The organism is Shinella lacus (assembly GCF_010994755.1).
GTDB lineage: Bacteria > Pseudomonadota > Alphaproteobacteria > Rhizobiales > Rhizobiaceae > Shinella > Shinella lacus.
Map to the genome: position 1 here is coordinate 343,074 of NZ_WHSB02000005.1, position 14,355 is coordinate 357,428.

General features: G+C 65.8%; 15 protein-coding genes. 5 read left to right on the forward strand and 10 right to left on the reverse strand.

Annotated elements, in window-relative coordinates; all coding sequences use genetic code 11:
* Positions 1-158 precede the first annotated feature (158 nt).
* Both GB927_RS16105 and GB927_RS16110 read right to left on the reverse strand, forming a co-directional pair.
* Positions 159-1,184, reverse strand: a complete 1,026-nt coding sequence (locus GB927_RS16105) for a histone deacetylase family protein (protein ID WP_256118197.1) — start codon at positions 1,182-1,184, stop codon at positions 159-161.
* 140 nt (positions 1,185-1,324) lie between these two features.
* The gene (locus GB927_RS16110; RefSeq protein WP_256118198.1) at positions 1,325-1,735 is read right to left on the reverse strand and encodes a hypothetical protein; all 411 of its coding nucleotides are present in this window, start codon (positions 1,733-1,735) and stop codon (positions 1,325-1,327) included.
* A 130-nt stretch (positions 1,736-1,865) separates the two neighbouring features.
* Here GB927_RS16110 and GB927_RS16115 point away from each other — a divergent pair, with 130 nt between their 5' ends.
* Positions 1,866-2,639: a helix-turn-helix domain-containing protein gene (locus GB927_RS16115; protein ID WP_256118199.1), complete on the forward strand. Its 774-nt coding sequence runs from the start codon at positions 1,866-1,868 to the stop codon at positions 2,637-2,639.
* A gap of 2 nt (positions 2,640-2,641) precedes the next feature.
* Here the strand turns inward: GB927_RS16115 and GB927_RS16120 are convergent, their stop codons facing one another.
* From GB927_RS16120 to GB927_RS16130, 3 genes are read right to left on the reverse strand one after another with little or no spacing between them, the layout of a single operon-like run.
* A complete protein-coding gene (locus GB927_RS16120; protein ID WP_256118200.1) occupies positions 2,642-3,007 on the reverse strand; it encodes a DMT family transporter in 366 nt (121 codons plus the stop codon).
* Positions 3,004-3,711 carry a class I SAM-dependent methyltransferase gene (locus tag GB927_RS16125; protein ID WP_256118201.1) on the reverse strand — a complete coding sequence of 236 codons (708 nt, stop codon included), beginning with the start codon at positions 3,709-3,711 and terminating at the stop codon, positions 3,004-3,006. The genes GB927_RS16120 and GB927_RS16125 overlap by 4 nt, the downstream gene beginning before the upstream one ends.
* Positions 3,712-3,728: 17 nt before the next feature.
* Positions 3,729-4,718 (reverse strand): glycosyltransferase, encoded by a 990-nt coding sequence (locus tag GB927_RS16130; RefSeq protein ID WP_369431666.1) that lies wholly within the window; start codon positions 4,716-4,718, stop codon positions 3,729-3,731.
* A 115-nt stretch (positions 4,719-4,833) separates the two neighbouring features.
* On the opposite strand from GB927_RS16130, the gene GB927_RS16135 reads away from it, so the two are divergent.
* The 3 genes from GB927_RS16135 (at position 4,834) to GB927_RS16145 (ending at position 8,915) form a co-directional block, all read left to right on the forward strand.
* Positions 4,834-6,663 carry a hypothetical protein gene (locus tag GB927_RS16135; RefSeq protein WP_256118202.1) on the forward strand — a complete coding sequence of 610 codons (1,830 nt, stop codon included), beginning with the start codon at positions 4,834-4,836 and terminating at the stop codon, positions 6,661-6,663.
* 81 nt (positions 6,664-6,744) lie between these two features.
* Entirely contained in the window at positions 6,745-8,325 is a 1,581-nt protein-coding gene (gene xseA / locus GB927_RS16140) for an exodeoxyribonuclease VII large subunit (protein ID WP_256118203.1), read from the forward strand.
* Positions 8,325-8,915: an NAD(P)H-dependent oxidoreductase gene (locus GB927_RS16145; RefSeq protein ID WP_256118204.1), complete on the forward strand. Its 591-nt coding sequence runs from the start codon at positions 8,325-8,327 to the stop codon at positions 8,913-8,915. The genes xseA and GB927_RS16145 overlap by 1 nt, the downstream gene beginning before the upstream one ends.
* Here GB927_RS16145 and GB927_RS16150 read toward each other — a convergent pair whose 3' ends face one another.
* Positions 8,916-9,398, reverse strand: a complete 483-nt coding sequence (locus GB927_RS16150) for a MarR family winged helix-turn-helix transcriptional regulator (RefSeq protein ID WP_256118205.1) — start codon at positions 9,396-9,398, stop codon at positions 8,916-8,918. It lies immediately after the preceding gene.
* A gap of 80 nt (positions 9,399-9,478) precedes the next feature.
* On the opposite strand from GB927_RS16150, the gene GB927_RS16155 reads away from it, so the two are divergent.
* Complete coding sequence (locus tag GB927_RS16155; protein WP_256118362.1) at positions 9,479-10,381, forward strand: EamA family transporter; 903 nt, start codon at positions 9,479-9,481, stop codon at positions 10,379-10,381.
* Here GB927_RS16155 and GB927_RS16160 read toward each other — a convergent pair.
* The 4 genes from GB927_RS16160 to pcaF form a co-directional block, all read right to left on the reverse strand.
* Positions 10,341-11,129, reverse strand: coding sequence for a pyrroline-5-carboxylate reductase family protein (locus GB927_RS16160; protein ID WP_256118206.1), 789 nt, complete (start codon positions 11,127-11,129; stop codon positions 10,341-10,343). The two genes, GB927_RS16155 and GB927_RS16160, sit on opposite strands and share 41 nt — an antisense overlap.
* The gene (locus GB927_RS16165) at positions 11,126-12,379 is read right to left on the reverse strand and encodes an aminopeptidase (RefSeq protein ID WP_256118207.1); all 1,254 of its coding nucleotides are present in this window, start codon (positions 12,377-12,379) and stop codon (positions 11,126-11,128) included. Before GB927_RS16165 ends, GB927_RS16160 begins: the two co-directional genes overlap by 4 nt.
* A gap of 70 nt (positions 12,380-12,449) precedes the next feature.
* Positions 12,450-12,923: a Cys-tRNA(Pro) deacylase gene (gene ybaK / locus GB927_RS16170; RefSeq protein ID WP_256118208.1), complete on the reverse strand. Its 474-nt coding sequence runs from the start codon at positions 12,921-12,923 to the stop codon at positions 12,450-12,452.
* Positions 12,924-13,147: 224 nt separating this feature from the next.
* Positions 13,148-14,353 (reverse strand): 3-oxoadipyl-CoA thiolase, encoded by a 1,206-nt coding sequence (pcaF, locus tag GB927_RS16175; RefSeq protein ID WP_256118209.1) that lies wholly within the window; start codon positions 14,351-14,353, stop codon positions 13,148-13,150.
* Between the last annotated feature and the right edge of the window lie 2 nt (positions 14,354-14,355).

The window sequence follows — 14,355 nt, forward strand, 5'->3', positions numbered from 1 at the left end:
GCCAGCCGACAAATGGATAATCGTGACGCCTTGCTTCAGGAAAATTGATGCTAAAGTTTGTCAGGGAAAAGTGGAAACCGGTTTTCCCGAAAAGACAAACGAAAACAAAGAAACCTGGAGTCTGTCAGGTTCATAATGAACCTGACAGACTCCAGGCCTCAGCCGGTGATGCCCTTCAGCGTGTTGGCGACGTTGGGGCCGATTTCCGGCACGCCGTAGCCGCCTTCCATGACGACGAGCACGGGCAGGCCGGATGCCGCGACCGCGCGTCCCATCGTGATGTAATCCGGCGAGACGAGCTTGAAGAAGGAGATCGGGTCCTTCTCGAACGTATCGACGCCGAGCGACAGCACGATCACCTCCGCGCCGAAGGCGGCGATACGCTTCAGTGCGTCGTGAAGGGCGGCCTCCCAGACAGAATAGGGCGTGCCGGGCGGCAGCGGGTAGTTCTGCGTCGTGCCTGCGCCGGCGCCCTTGCCGGTCTCTTCCGCATAGCCGAGGAAGTGCGGGAAGGCTTCGGCCGGATCGCCGTGCAGCGAGGCAAAATAGACGTCGCCGCGCTCGTAGAAGATATCCTGTGTGCCGTTGCCATGGTGGAAATCGACATCGAGCACCGCGACCTTCTTCGCGCCCTTGTCGAGGAAGCGCTGGGCGGCGACGGCGGCGTTGTTGATGAAGCAATAGCCGCCGAAACTATCGATGCCGGCATGGTGGCCGGGCGGACGGCAGAGCGCGAAGGCGGCCTTGTCGCCGCCGGCCACGATGTCGGCCGCCGTCAACGCGGTCTGCATGGAGGAGACGGCCGCTTCCCAGGTGCCCGGCGTGATCGCGGTTTCCGTGGCGTTGCAATAATAGCCGAGCAGGCCATCGATCTGGGTGGGGATGCGCGGCGAGGTGCGGCGCACGGGGAAGGAGGTGGCGATCGCCTCGCCCCGGTAACCGGCGGCCTTCCACTTTTCCCAAGCCACTTCCAGAAAGGCGAGGTAGCCGGCATCGTGGACCTTCAGCGCGGTTTCGAGCCCGTGGCGTTCCGGTGCGGACACATCTGTGAAACCGGCATCCTTGACCGCCGCCAAGATCCACTCCGCCCGGAACGGCGCCTCGAAGGGCGGTACGAGCTCGCCGCCGTAAAGCTCGGTGCGAGCGTTCCTGAGCTTGTGGTCCTCGGAAAAGATAACGCGCATGAAGGGTTCCCCGTTTTCATTCGGGCGCGACGGTAGTGCATTTTCCGGGCAAGGGGAATCTCTCCCGCGGGGTAGGTTGGTGCTTTCTGAACGGCAATCGCCCCGCTTTCGCGGAGGCGATTGGAACAATGTCGGCGTGTTCAGGCGAGGGCTGCGCGCTGCTGACGGCCGAGGCCGATCTGCTTGACGAGCAGGATATCGGCAACCGCCACGGCCACGACCGCGATGAGGCCGATGCCGGTGAGCGTCAGCCCGCTGCGGGCGAAGAGCAGCACGGCCACGCTGCCGATGACCCATAGCGCATCGCCGGCGATGGCGAAGCGGACTGCGGCGGGCGACGGCCGCTCCTGCCGGCCGACGGCGAGGTGGAAGGCGCCCCAGACAAGGAAGAAGGCGGCGAAACCGTTGAGGACGGCCGGCGTTGCGAGCGGGCCGACGAGGCTGCCGATCGGACCCGACAGGGCAAAGAGGCCGGCCGCGGCGACGAGCGAGAAGACGCCGTCGGCAAGCATGATGGACTTCAGGAGATTGCGGTTGAGGGTGGCGAACATTGTGGGCTCCTTTCGTTTCGATGGGCTGATCCTGCCGGGAGCGGTGCGGCAAACCAATTACCTTGGAGGTAATGGAAATGATGTCGCGCCTGCTGTTTAGTGCGCGGGACAGCATGAATAGGAGACCGGCATGGAATTCGGCGAACATCTCAAGGAATGGCGCGGCCACCGGCGCATGAGCCAGCTGGAGCTTGCGACCGAGGCCGGCATCTCCTCCCGCCACCTGTCCTTCCTGGAGACCGGCCGCTCGCGTCCTTCTGAGGGCATGATCCTCCGGCTTTCCGCCGTGCTCGACATTCCGGCACGCGACCAGGGCATGCTGTTTTCCGCCGCCGGTTTTCGCCCGCGCTTCGCGACGTCGCCGGCCGCAAGCCTTTCGGCCTTCCCGCCGGCGGTAGCGGAGGCGATCGGCCTTATCCTCGGCCGGCATGATCCCTATCCGGGCGTCGTCTTCGATCACGAATACAACGTGTTGACCGCCAACCAGGCGTTCCTCAGCCTTGCCGGCATGGCCGGCATCGCGGTGTCGCCGGGCGACAATTTCCTCGAAGCCTATCTCGGGCCGACGCCGCTGCGCGATATCGTCGTCAACTGGGCACAATCGGCAGCCGACCTGGTGCACCGCATCCGCGCCGAGGCCTGGTTGCAGGGGCCGCGTAGCCCGCTCCTCAAGCGCATCGAGCGGCTGGCGGCGGCAGAGGACATCCAGGCCGCACTTCAAGCCTTTCCGGAGACGGACAGGCTGCCGATCCTGCCGATCGAGATGGCGATCGGCGCGAAACGCTTCAACTGGATCACCACGCTGACCTCCTTCGGCTCCGCGCAGGATGCGCTGGTGCAGGGCGTGCTGATCGAGAGCTTCTTCCCCGCGGATGCCGAGACGCGGGCGCATTTCGAGGGGTGAGTTCAGCCGTTGATGACGAGCATGCCGCCAACGATGAGGACGGCGCCGAGCGCGTAGCGCAGGGTGAGCGCCTCGCCGAGGAAGAGGCTGGCGAGCAGCGGCACGAAGCAGAAGGTCAGCGCCATGAAGGAATAGCCGATCGTCAGCGGCACCGCCTTCAGCACGAAGATCCAGATGATCGTGCCGGCGCCATAGATCGCGAGCGCCAGCAGCAGCAGCGGATTGAGCGCCAGCGCGACGAGCCCCTTCACGCCGAATTCGCCGGTCGTGCCGCTCGTCAGCTTGAACAGCACCTGCCCCGCCGCGATCAGCAGCGGCGTGCCGAGTAGGCCGGCCCAGATGGTGGGGCTATAGCCGCCTGTGGTCACGCGTCGGGCTCCGCGCGGTCTTCCATGTAGAAAATGTCACGGCCGATATCGACGCAGACATGGCGCGGCGGCACCGGATGCACGGCGCGCAGGAAGGAATGCGTGTAGGGGAAGAAGTTGAAATGCGGGTTGAAGCTGTAGCGGTATTCCCGCTCGCGCGGCACGACGATGATCAGCCGGCGGCGGGCGATGCGGCGCAGCTCGGCGATGGCCTGGCGGTATTCCAGCACATGCTCGATGACATGGGTGCAGACGACCGTGTCGAATTCGCCATCGGCAAAGGGCAAAGACTCGATCATCGCGGCGACATATTCGACGCCCGTGATGCTCGCCGCATCGTCGACGACGAAATCGACGCCGGTCAACCGCTTGAGGCCGGGATTGCCCGCTTTGATGAAGTTCAACAGCGCTCCGGTGCCGCAGCCGACGTCGCAGACGCTCTCGCCCACGATGGAGGCGACGATGCGGTCGATGCAGGCCTGTGAATTGTCCGTGCCGGCGTGGACGCGCGGATGCTCGCGGTAGAGGTCTTCATATTCCGCGGCGGTGAGGAACGGCGCGCGTTCGCGGAATTTCGCGAGCTTGCCGATATGCTTGCCCCAGACCAGGCTCGCCGCCTGCTTGAACAGCGCGGAATCGCGCAGGATCGGCGGCAGCACGTCCTCGATCACGAAGCGGATGCGGTTGGTGGTTTCCCTGTTCATGGTGCTGTCCCGTTCGGTCAGGCCGCAAGATGCCGCGTCGCCTTGTCCGCCCTGCGGGCGGTGCGGGCATACCGGCCGGCGGATTGGTTCATGTAATGGATGCGCAGCTGCTCGGCGCGGGCGCGGGCCAGCGAATCGAGGATCATGCCGGCGGAGAAGACCAGGAACGAGATCATCATCAGCGCCAGCGAAAAGACCCAGGTCGGCATGCGCTCGACGAGGCCCGTTCGGAAATATTCGCCCAGCACCGGCGCCATGAAGCTGAGGCTCAGGATCATGAAGAACCCGCTGATCGCGCCGAAGAACACGAAGGGCCGCGTTTCCTTCATCAGCATGGCGAACATCCAGAGGATCTTTGCGCCGTCCTTGAAGGTGGAGAGTTTCGAGTGCGAACCCTCCGGCCGGCGGCCATAGTCGAGCTCCAGCTCGGCGATCGGCATGCGCAGGCGCGAGGCATGCACGGACATTTCCGTCTCGATCTCGAAACCGCCGGACACGGCCGGGAAGCTCTTGGCAAAACGGCGGGAGAAGGCGCGGTAGCCGGAGAAGATATCGGAGAAATCGTTGCCGAACAGCGAGCGGAACAGCGTGTTGAAGATGCGGTTGCCGAAGGCATGGCCCTGGCGTCCGGCATCCGCGTGCACGCCGCGCCGCGTGCCCACGACCATGTCGGCCCCCTCGGTGATCAGCGTGCGGATGAGTTCCGGCGCGTCGGAGGCGGCATAGGTGCCGTCGCCGTCGGCCATGATGTAGATGTCCGCCTCGATGTCGGAGAACATGCGGCGCACCACATTGCCCTTGCCCTGGCGGCGCTCGCGCACGACGGTCGCGCCCGCAAGGGCTGCGCGCAGTGCGGTCGAGTCGGTGGAATTGTTGTCGTAGACATAGACCCGGGCGGAGGGCAGCGCTGCGCGGAAATTCGTCACGACATCGCCGATCGTCTGCGCCTCGTTGTAGCAGGGCAGCAGCACGGCAATCTCTAGGTCTTCCAGCAAGGCTTCCGTCATGACGACGCGGTCTCCGTTGCGGGCCGCCTCATGCGTCCCACCGGTTTTACTATTTCTTGAGAAGGTTAAGGCTAGGTTTTCGACAGAGTTGAATGGGCAGACAAAGAGGCGAAACGTGTCGAAATCCATGCCTGCAGCCCTGCCGATCGCACCGCAGGAGACGTTTGCCCCGCGCACCGGGATGACCTGGTGCGTGCTCGCCTTCTATTCCGCCATCACCATCGCCCTTCTGCTGGCCCTTTCACTGCCCTTCACCACCGATTATGTCGGCTCCGACAATGACGATGCGATGCGGCTCGTCATGGTGCGCGACCTGCTCGCCGGCCAGGGCTGGTTCGACACCACGCAATATCGCCTGGGGCTGGCCGGCGGCACGCCGATGCACTGGTCGCGCTTCATCGACCTGCCGATCGCCAACCTGATCAGCTTCTTCTCGCTTTTTGCCGGCCAGCAGCAGGCCGAGGCGCTGGCGCTTGCCGTCTGGCCATCCATTCTGGTCGTCGCGGTGCTCTTCAGCGCGGGCGTTGCCAGCTATCGGCTGGGCGGCACGATGGCGATGCATGCGACGCTGATCCTGACCTCCATCCTCATTCTGTCGCTGAACCGCTTCCAGCCTGGCTCGATCGATCATCACAATGTGCAGATCCTGCTGGTGACCGCCATCACGGCCATGCTGCTTTCGCCAACCCGGCGACCGCGCGACCATGCCATCGCCGGCGTGCTGGCCGGTTTCGCCATCGCCATCGGCGTGGAGACGACGCCGCTGATCGGCGCGGTCTGCCTGATCGTCGCCCTGCGCTGGGCTTGGCATGGCAGCAGCTTCCGGGACGCGGCCACCGCCTATGGCCTTGCGCTGGCGCTGACGACGACCGGCGCCTTCTTCGCCACCGTCGCGCCGTCGCATTACACCCAGGTCACCTGTGACAGCCTGTCCTACGGCTTCTACGCGCTCGCCACGCTCGGCGGCGGCACGCTTTTCCTGACGGCGTCGCTCGCCAGCGCCTGGTCGTTCCGCGGCCGGGTTTTCGCGCTCGCCGGTGCCGGCGCCGTGCTTGCCGCAGCCGTGCTGCTGATCGCGCCCGGCTGCCTGTCGAACCCGCTCGATGCGCTCGACCCGCTGCTGAAAACCTTCTGGCTCGACATGGTCATCGAAGCGCAATCGGCAATCGCCCAGTTCCACCTCGACCCCACGTCGATCGCCGGCTTTTACGCCACCGGCGTGATCGCGATCGTCGCCTGCCTGCGCTGCGTCTATCGCCGCGAGGCGACGGAACAACACCTGATCCTGCTGGCGCTGCTGACGGTCGCCTTCGCGATCTCCATCCTCCAGATCCGCGGCTCGATCTTCGTCTATGTGCTTGCCGCCATCCCGCTGGGTCGCATGGTCGCCAGGCTGCGTGAGGCGTCGAATGCCGCGCCGAAGAACCTGAAGCTCGGCGCCGCCTTCGCCGGCCTGACGCTCGCCTCGACGCCCGCCAGCTGGGCGCTCGGCGGCGCCCTCCTGCCCGGCCAGTCCGGCGATGTGCTGCGCGCCGAACTTTCGAGCAAGCCGAAGCTGCCTGCCTGCAAGGACCAGTCCGTGCTGGCGCCGCTTGCCCACGAGCCGATCGGCGTCGTCGCCGCCGTTTCGGATCTCGGCGCGCCGATCCTGCGCTTTACCGGCCACCGCGTGCTGTCCGCGCCATACCACCGCAACCAGGGCGGCATGCTGACGGAGCTGCATATCGGCCTTTCCAACCCGCGCCAGGCGGAAGCATTCTTGCGCGGGGCCAAGGTGACGCTGCTCGCCTTTTGCCCGGGCAATTCGCAAATCAAGATGATCGCCAAGGCCGAGCCGGACGGTCTCTATGCCAACCTCCTGAAAGGCAAGGTGCCGGCCTATCTGGAACCGGTCGAGGGCGCGCAGGGGCCGGTGCTAAAGCTCTACCGGGTGAAACCAGAATAGGTCGCTTTTTGGGGCACGACACCTGGGGATGCCGGCTGCGGCACCCTGTCATCCGCCGCCAAACGCACTACACTTTGCCGCATGAGCTTCTTTTCCGACAGTGATTCGCCCAGCAACCTCGCCGAATATTCGGTGTCGGAACTTTCCGGCTCCATCAAGCGCACGGTCGAGCAGGCCTTCGATCAGGTGCGCGTGCGCGGCGAGATTTCCGGTTATCGCGGCCCGCATTCCTCGGGACACGCCTATTTCTCGCTGAAGGACGACCGGGCGCGCATCGACGCTGTGATCTGGAAGGGCAGTTTCTCAAAGCTGCGTTTCAAGCCGGAAGAGGGCATGGAGGTGATCGCCACCGGCAAGGTCACCACCTTCCCCGGCTCCTCGAAATACCAGATCGTCATCGAGACGCTGGAGCCGGCCGGCGCCGGCGCGCTGATGGCGCTGCTGGAGGAACGCCGCCGCAAGCTTGCCGCCGAGGGGCTGTTCGATACGGAGCGCAAGAAGCCGCTGCCCTTCCTGCCCAGGGTGATCGGCGTCGTCACGTCACCGACCGGCGCCGTCATCCGCGACATCCTGCACCGCATCGCCGACCGTTTTCCCGTCCATGTCATCGTCTGGCCGGTCAAGGTGCAGGGCGAAGGATCGGGCCAGGAGGTAGCGGCGGCGATCGACGGTTTCAATGCGTTTCAACCCGGTGGACCGCTGTCGCGGCCGGACGTGCTGATCGTCGCGCGCGGCGGCGGCAGCCTGGAAGACCTCTGGAGTTTCAACGACGAGATCGTCGTGCGCGCCGCCGCCGCCTCGAAAATCCCGCTGATCTCCGCCGTCGGCCATGAGACGGACTGGACGCTGATCGACCATGCGGCCGACCGGCGCGCGCCGACGCCGACGGGCGCCGCCGAAATGGCCGTGCCCGTCAAAGCCGATCTCGACGCGGAAATCGCCTCGCTCACGGCCCGCCTTCGCGGCGCGGTGGCCCGCCAGATGGACAATCGCCGCCAGGGAGTGCGCGCACTCGCCCGGGCGCTGCCCTCGCTCGACCAGCTTCTCGCACTCCCCCGCCGCCGTTTCGACGAGGCGGCCACCGGGCTCGGCCGCGGCCTGCAAATGAACACGGTCAACAAGCGCCGCACCTTCGAGCGCGCGGCCGCGCATCTTCGGCCCGACGTGCTCTTGACCCGCATCGCCGAGCGCCGCCAGCGCGTCACCGACCGCGTGCAACGCGCCGAGCGTATCATCGAGCGCCGGCTCGACCAGTTCCGCGCCCGCCTTTCCGCCTTCGACGTGTCGCTGCGCGCGACGCCCGCCCGCATCGCCGCGCAGACCGGCCGGTCGCGCGACCGGCTGACGGGCCTGGCGCTGCGCGCCGAAAGCGCGCTCGCCGGCAATCTCGCCCGCCGCCGCGCGCTGCTTCAGGCGCAGGACCGCATGCTGCAATCGCTCTCCTATCGCAACGTGCTGAAGCGCGGTTACGCGCTGGTGCGCGATGAGGACGGGGCACCGGTCAATGCCGCGGCGGAACTGGGGCCGGGCCGGGCGATCGCCATCGAGTTCGCCGATGGCACGGTCGATGCCGTCACGGGTTCGGGCGGCGGCACACCGCGTAAGAAAGGCGCGAAGGCGGAGCCGGAGAAACCGGCGCCGCGCCAGGGCTCGCTGTTCTGATGCGCATTCTGCTTTTGCTCGCTCATCCGCTGGAAGAGAGTTTCGCCGGGAGCGTCGCCGAGACGGTGCGGCGGAAGCTGGTGGCAAACGGCCATACGGTCGATCTTCTCGACCTCTACCGCGAGGATTTCGATCCGCGGCTGACGCCCTCCGAACGCGCCCGCTTTTTCGAGCCCAGTTACGACCCGTCGGAGGCGGAACCCTTCGTTTCGCGGCTGAAGGCGGCGGACGGGCTCGTGCTGGTCTTTCCGCAGTGGTGGTTCAATTTTCCGGCCATCCTGAAGGGCTTTTTCGACCGGGTGTTTGCCCCCGGCGTCGCCTATGAAAACGATCCGGCCGGCGGGCGCATCCAGCCGCGTCTCGACAATATCCACCTGTTCTGGGCCTTCACCACGACCGGTTCGCCCTGGTGGATCGTACATCTCTACATGGGCAACCCGGTGAAACGGCTCTTGAAGCGCGCCATCACCGCCTTCTGCGCCAAGGGCCTCGATTTCAAGCTGGTCAATCTCTACGACATCGACCGCAGCAGCGAGGCCAAGCGCAAGGCGCATATCGCGCGGGTCGAAAAACTGGTCGACCGCATCTGACTATTCGAATTCGGCCAGGAATTTCCGCAGCAATCCATCCAGCGCCGCACGTTCGCCGTCATTCAGGCCTTCCAGCAGCCGGTGCTGGTTCCCGACATGGGCGGTCACGGTCGCATCCACCACGGAAAAACCCTTCGGTGTCAGCGCGATGATCACGCCGCGCCGGTCCTCCGGATTGTGCGAGCGTTCGATGAGGCCCGCTTTTTCCAGCTGATCCAGGCGATTGGTCATCGTGCCGGAGGTGACCATGGTGGCCGCCAGCAGGTCGCCCGGCGAGAGCCGATAGGGCGGCCCGGACCGCCGAAGCGTCGCCAGCACATCGAAACTCGCGGCGTTGAGCCCGTTTTCGGCAAGCGTCTTGTCGATTTCCCGGGCAAGATGGGTGCGCAGCCGCGCGATGCGGCCGAGCAGGCCCATCGGCCCGACATCGAGGTCCGGCCGCTCACGGTTCCACTGGGCGAGAATTCTGTCGACGTGATCCATGGGCGGACTTAAAGGCGAATTTAACTTGACGTCAAGATAATCTCCTATATCTTGATATCAAGATTCTTTATATGGAGATAATCATGTCTCGCAGCACCGATATCCTCCTTACCGCCGCTGCACCCGCCATCTGGGGCAGCACCTATATCGTCACCACCGAGTTGCTGCCGGCCGGCTATCCGCTGACCGTCGCCATACTGCGCGCGCTGCCGGCGGGCCTTCTCCTGCTCGCCGTCGTGCGGCAATTGCCGCAGGGCATCTGGTGGGCGCGGACCTTCCTGCTCGGCGCGCTGAACTTTTCGTTCTTCTGGGCGATGCTCTTCGTTTCGGCCTATCGCCTGCCGGGCGGCGTCGCCGCGACCGTTGGCGCCATCCAGCCGCTGATCGTGCTCGGCCTGTCACGCGCCGTGATGGGCACGGCGATCCGGCCGCTTTCGGTCGTCGCGGGTCTTGCCGGCATCGGTGGTGTCGCGTTGCTCGTGCTGACACCGGCCGCCCATCTCGACCCGATCGGCATCGCCGCAGGCCTTGCCGGCGCCGTGTCCATGGCCTTCGGCACCGTGCTGTCGCGCCATTGGCAGCCGCCGGTGCCGCCGCTCACCTTCACCGCGTGGCAGCTGACGGCGGGCGGCCTGCTGCTCGTGCCCGTCGCACTGTTCTTCGAGCCGGCGCTGCCGGTTCCGACAGCCGAAAACCTCATCGGCTTCCTCTATCTCGGCGTCATCGGCGCGGCCCTCACCTATATCGTCTGGTTTCGCGGTCTTGCCCGGCTCGACCCGGCAACGATCTCGCCGCTCGGTTTCCTGAGCCCGCTCGTTGCCGTCGTGCTCGGCTGGGCGCTGCTCCGGCAGGATCTCAGCCTGCTGCAGATCGCCGGCATGGTCGTGGTGCTGGGAAGTGTCTGGCTCAGCCAGTGGGCGCAGGCGCAAAGTGCTGCGCGGATCAGTCCGCGCCCTGCATCGCCCGCCGCCGCGCGGCCGTAAGCCCCATGAAGACGGCGTGCGCCAGATCGGCGTCGATCATCGCGGAAAGGCCGGCCGCCGTGGTGCCGCGATATTCCATGAAGAGTTCGACGATATCGGCCGGCGTATCGCTGATGCTCGCCATCTGCGTGGCGGCACCGAGGAAAAGCTGGCGCACGGCAAGGTCGGCCGTCTCGGGATCGATGCCCGCCTCGATCGCATGGCGGATCATCGCATCCGCCACCAGCGCTGGGAAGGCGGCGCCAGAGCCGGTGAGCGCGGTGAAATAATCGAGCTCGTGTTCGTTGGTGATGAAATGCGCCCGCCCCGAGGCGGAAAAGAAGCTTTGCGCGAACTCCGCCTCGGACTTGCGCACGTCATCCGTCGCAAACCACGGCGTGAAGGACTGCCGCTGCTCGGCGCAGGCATTCGGCATGGCGCGCACGATGCGCCGTGCGCCAAAACGGTCAGTGATCTCGTCCACCGAGACGCTCGCCATGACGGATATGACGAAACGGCCGCGAAGATCGAGGTCGATCTCGTCGAGGTCCGACGGGCGGACGGAGAAGACGATGACGTCGGACGCATCCACCAGGATGGAATTGTCCGTCGTCATATGCACGCCCGGCCAGGCTTCGAAGCCAGAAATATTGCCGGAGCGCGAGGACAGCACGAGATCGGCCGGTTTGACGATGCGATCGGCAAGCACAGGCCGGAGCAGAGCCCCGGCCAGCCATCCGCCGCCACCGATCACGCCGATATGGGTCATGCCCACTCGCCGCGTCGCATGACGGGCATGCGGCTGCCGTCGGCACGGATGCCGTCGATATCCACCTTGTCGGAGCCGATCATCCAGTCGATATGGATGAGGCTTTCATTGCCGCCCTGCGCGCGGATCTGCTCGGGCGAAAGGCTCGCGCCGTCGAGGAAGCACTTCGAATAGCACTGGCCGAGCGCGATGTGGCAGGAGGCGTTTTCGTCGAACAGCGTGTTGTAGAACAGGATGCCGCTCGCCGAGATCGGCGAGGAATGCGGCACCAGCGCCACTTCGCCAAGCCGGCGCGCACCCTCGTCGGTATCCAGCACCTTGTTCAGCACCGCCTCGCCCTTCGAGGCCTTCGCCTCGACGATGCGGCCGCCCTCGAAGCGCACCTGGATGTCGTCGATCAGCGTGCCCTGGTGGGAGAGCGGCTTGGTGGAGGAGACATGGCCCTCGACACGCAACGCATGCGGCGTGGTGAAGACCTCTTCCGTCGGGATGTTCGGGTTGCAGGTGATACCGTTCTTCGCCGTCGCGGCGCCGCCGTGCCATTCATGGCCATCGGCGAGGCCGACCGTCAGGTCCGTGCCCGGCCCCGTGAAATGCAGCGCGGAAAAGCGCTCGCCGTTGAGCCAGGCCGAGCGGCTGGCAAGATTGGCATTGTGCGCCCGCCAGGCCCCGACCGGATCGGCGACATCGACGCGGGACGCCGCGAAGATGGCGTTGGCGAGCTTTTCGACCGCCACATCCTCCGGGTCGTTCGGGAAGACCTGCTTGGCCCAGGAGGGGTTCGGGTAGGAGACGATGTTCCAGTTGATGTCGAAATTGGCGATCTTCTCCAGCGCCGGCTTGTAGGCAGTGGAGTTCGCCTTGTTGGCGCGGGCGACCTTGGCCGGGTCCTCGCCGGAGAGCAGCATCGGGTTGTCGCCGGAAATCGCCAGGCGCGCCGCGCCATTGGCATAGGCCTTGGCCATGCCCTCGTAGAGCCAGTCGCTGGCGCGGTCGAAGCTCTCGTCCGGCGCATGACGGTAGCGGGCGAGCGTCGTCTCTTCGTCGGAATAGAAGGTGCTGACGAGGCCCGCGCCGGCCATATAGGCGTGCTTGGTGATGAGGCGGGCGAGCGGCAGGGCGGCGACCGGCGCCGTCACCACGAGATCCTGCCCCTTCTGGAGCTGAAGGCCGACGCGCACCGCGACTTCGGCGAGCTTGTCGAGCTTTTGCGAATCGATGGCGGGGGCGGAATTTTCGGGATAGGTCATGGCATGCCTGTCTGTTCTCAAAATGGATGAAGGAAACTTAGTGTGCTTGTCGCCGGAAGAGAAGGCGCAATCAGGCGATGACCGGCGCCGAAATCGCCTTCAGCGCCGCAAGCGCATCGCGCGGGGCCAGCCGCACCTGCAAACCGCGCTGCCCGCCATTGATATAGACGGCCTCATGCACGAGCGCCGCTTCCTCCATTGCCGTCGGCACCTGCTTCTTCTGGCCGAACGGGCTGATGCCGCCGACCACGAAACCGGTGAGCCGCTCGGCATCCGCCGGCTTCATCATGTTCGCCGACTTGCCCTTGAAGGCGGCGGCCAGCTTCTTCATGCTGACCTCGCAATCCGACGGCACGATGACACAGACCGGTTTGCCGTCCACCTCGGCCATCAGCGTCTTCAGCACGCGCGACGGATCCTCCCCCAGCGCCTCGGCGGCCTGGATGCCGACGCGGTCGGCGGTCGGGTCGTAGTCGTAGGTATGCACGGTGAAGGGAGTGCCGGACTTGGCGAGCGCCTGCGTGGCACGGGTGGTTTTGGACATAGCGGGCCGTCATCGAAGCGGAAGGGTTGGTCCGCATGGGTGCCGGAGCGGCGGGGCCGTGTCAATTGTCGTCGGCGAAGCAGCCCCTCATCCGGCTGCCGCCACCTTCTCCCCGCAAGCGGGGCGAAGGGATATGCCGCGCCGTTTTCATAATTCTCTACCGTAGTGTCGGGCACGTCCCCTCTCCCCGTTTGCGGGGAGAGGGCTAGGGTGAGGGGCTCACCTCAAGCCCGCTCCAGCGCCACCGCAATCCCCTGCCCCACGCCGATGCACATGGTCGAGAGCGAGCGCGTCTTGCCGGTCAGTTGCAGCTCCAGCGCCGCCGTGCCGGTGATGCGCGCGCCGGACATGCCGAGCGGGTGGCCGAGCGCGATGGCACCGCCGTTCGGGTTGACGTGGTCCGCATCGTCGGCGATGCCGAGTTCGCGGAGCGTCGCCAGGCCTTGCGAGGCAAAGGCTTCGTTGAGTTCGACGACGTCGAAATCGGATGGTTTCAGGCCGAGGCGGGCGCAGAGGCGCTGCGTGGCATAGACCGGGCCGATGCCCATGATGCGCGGCGGCACGCCCGCCATGGCGCCGCCGAGGATGCGGGCGATCGGCGTCAGACCGTATTTTTTGACCGCCGCCTCCGAGGCGATGATCAGTGCGGCCGCACCATCGTTGACGCCGGAGGCATTGCCGGCCGTCACCGTGCCGCCTTCCTTCTTGAAGGGCGTGCCGAGCTTGGCAAGCGCTTCCATCGTGGTGGCGCGCGGATGTTCGTCCTTCTCGACAACCACCGGATCGCCCTTGCGCTGCGGGATGGTGACGGGCGTGATCTCCTTCGCTAGCCGTCCGTTCGCCTGCGCTTCGGCGGCTTTCGCCTGCGAACGCACGGCAAAGGCGTCCTGGTCCGCGCGCGACACCTTGAAATCCTCGGCGACGTTCTCGCCGGTCTCGGGCATGGAATCGACGCCGTACTGCTTCTTCATCAGCGGGTTGACGAAGCGCCAGCCGATCGTCGTGTCATAGATTTCCGCATTGCGCGAAAAAGCCGTTTCGGCCTTGGGCATCACGAAGGGCGCGCGGCTCATGCTTTCGACCCCGCCGGCGACGATCAGCTCCGCCTCGCCCGCCTTGATGGCGCGGGCGGCAGCGATCACGGCATCCATGCCGGAGCCGCAGAGCCGGTTGATCGTCGTGCCGGACACCGAAACGGGCAGGCCGGCAAGCAGCGAGGACATGCGCGCGACGTTACGATTGTCGTCGCCCGCCTGGTTGGCGCAGCCGAAGATGACGTCGTCGACCGCTTCCCAGTCGATGCCGGCATTCCTCGCCATCAGCGCCTTCAGCGGAATGGCGCCGAGATCATCGGCGCGCACGGAGGACAGCGAGCCGCCGAAACGGCCGATGGGCGTGCGGATATAGTCGCAGATATAGGCTTCGCTCATGG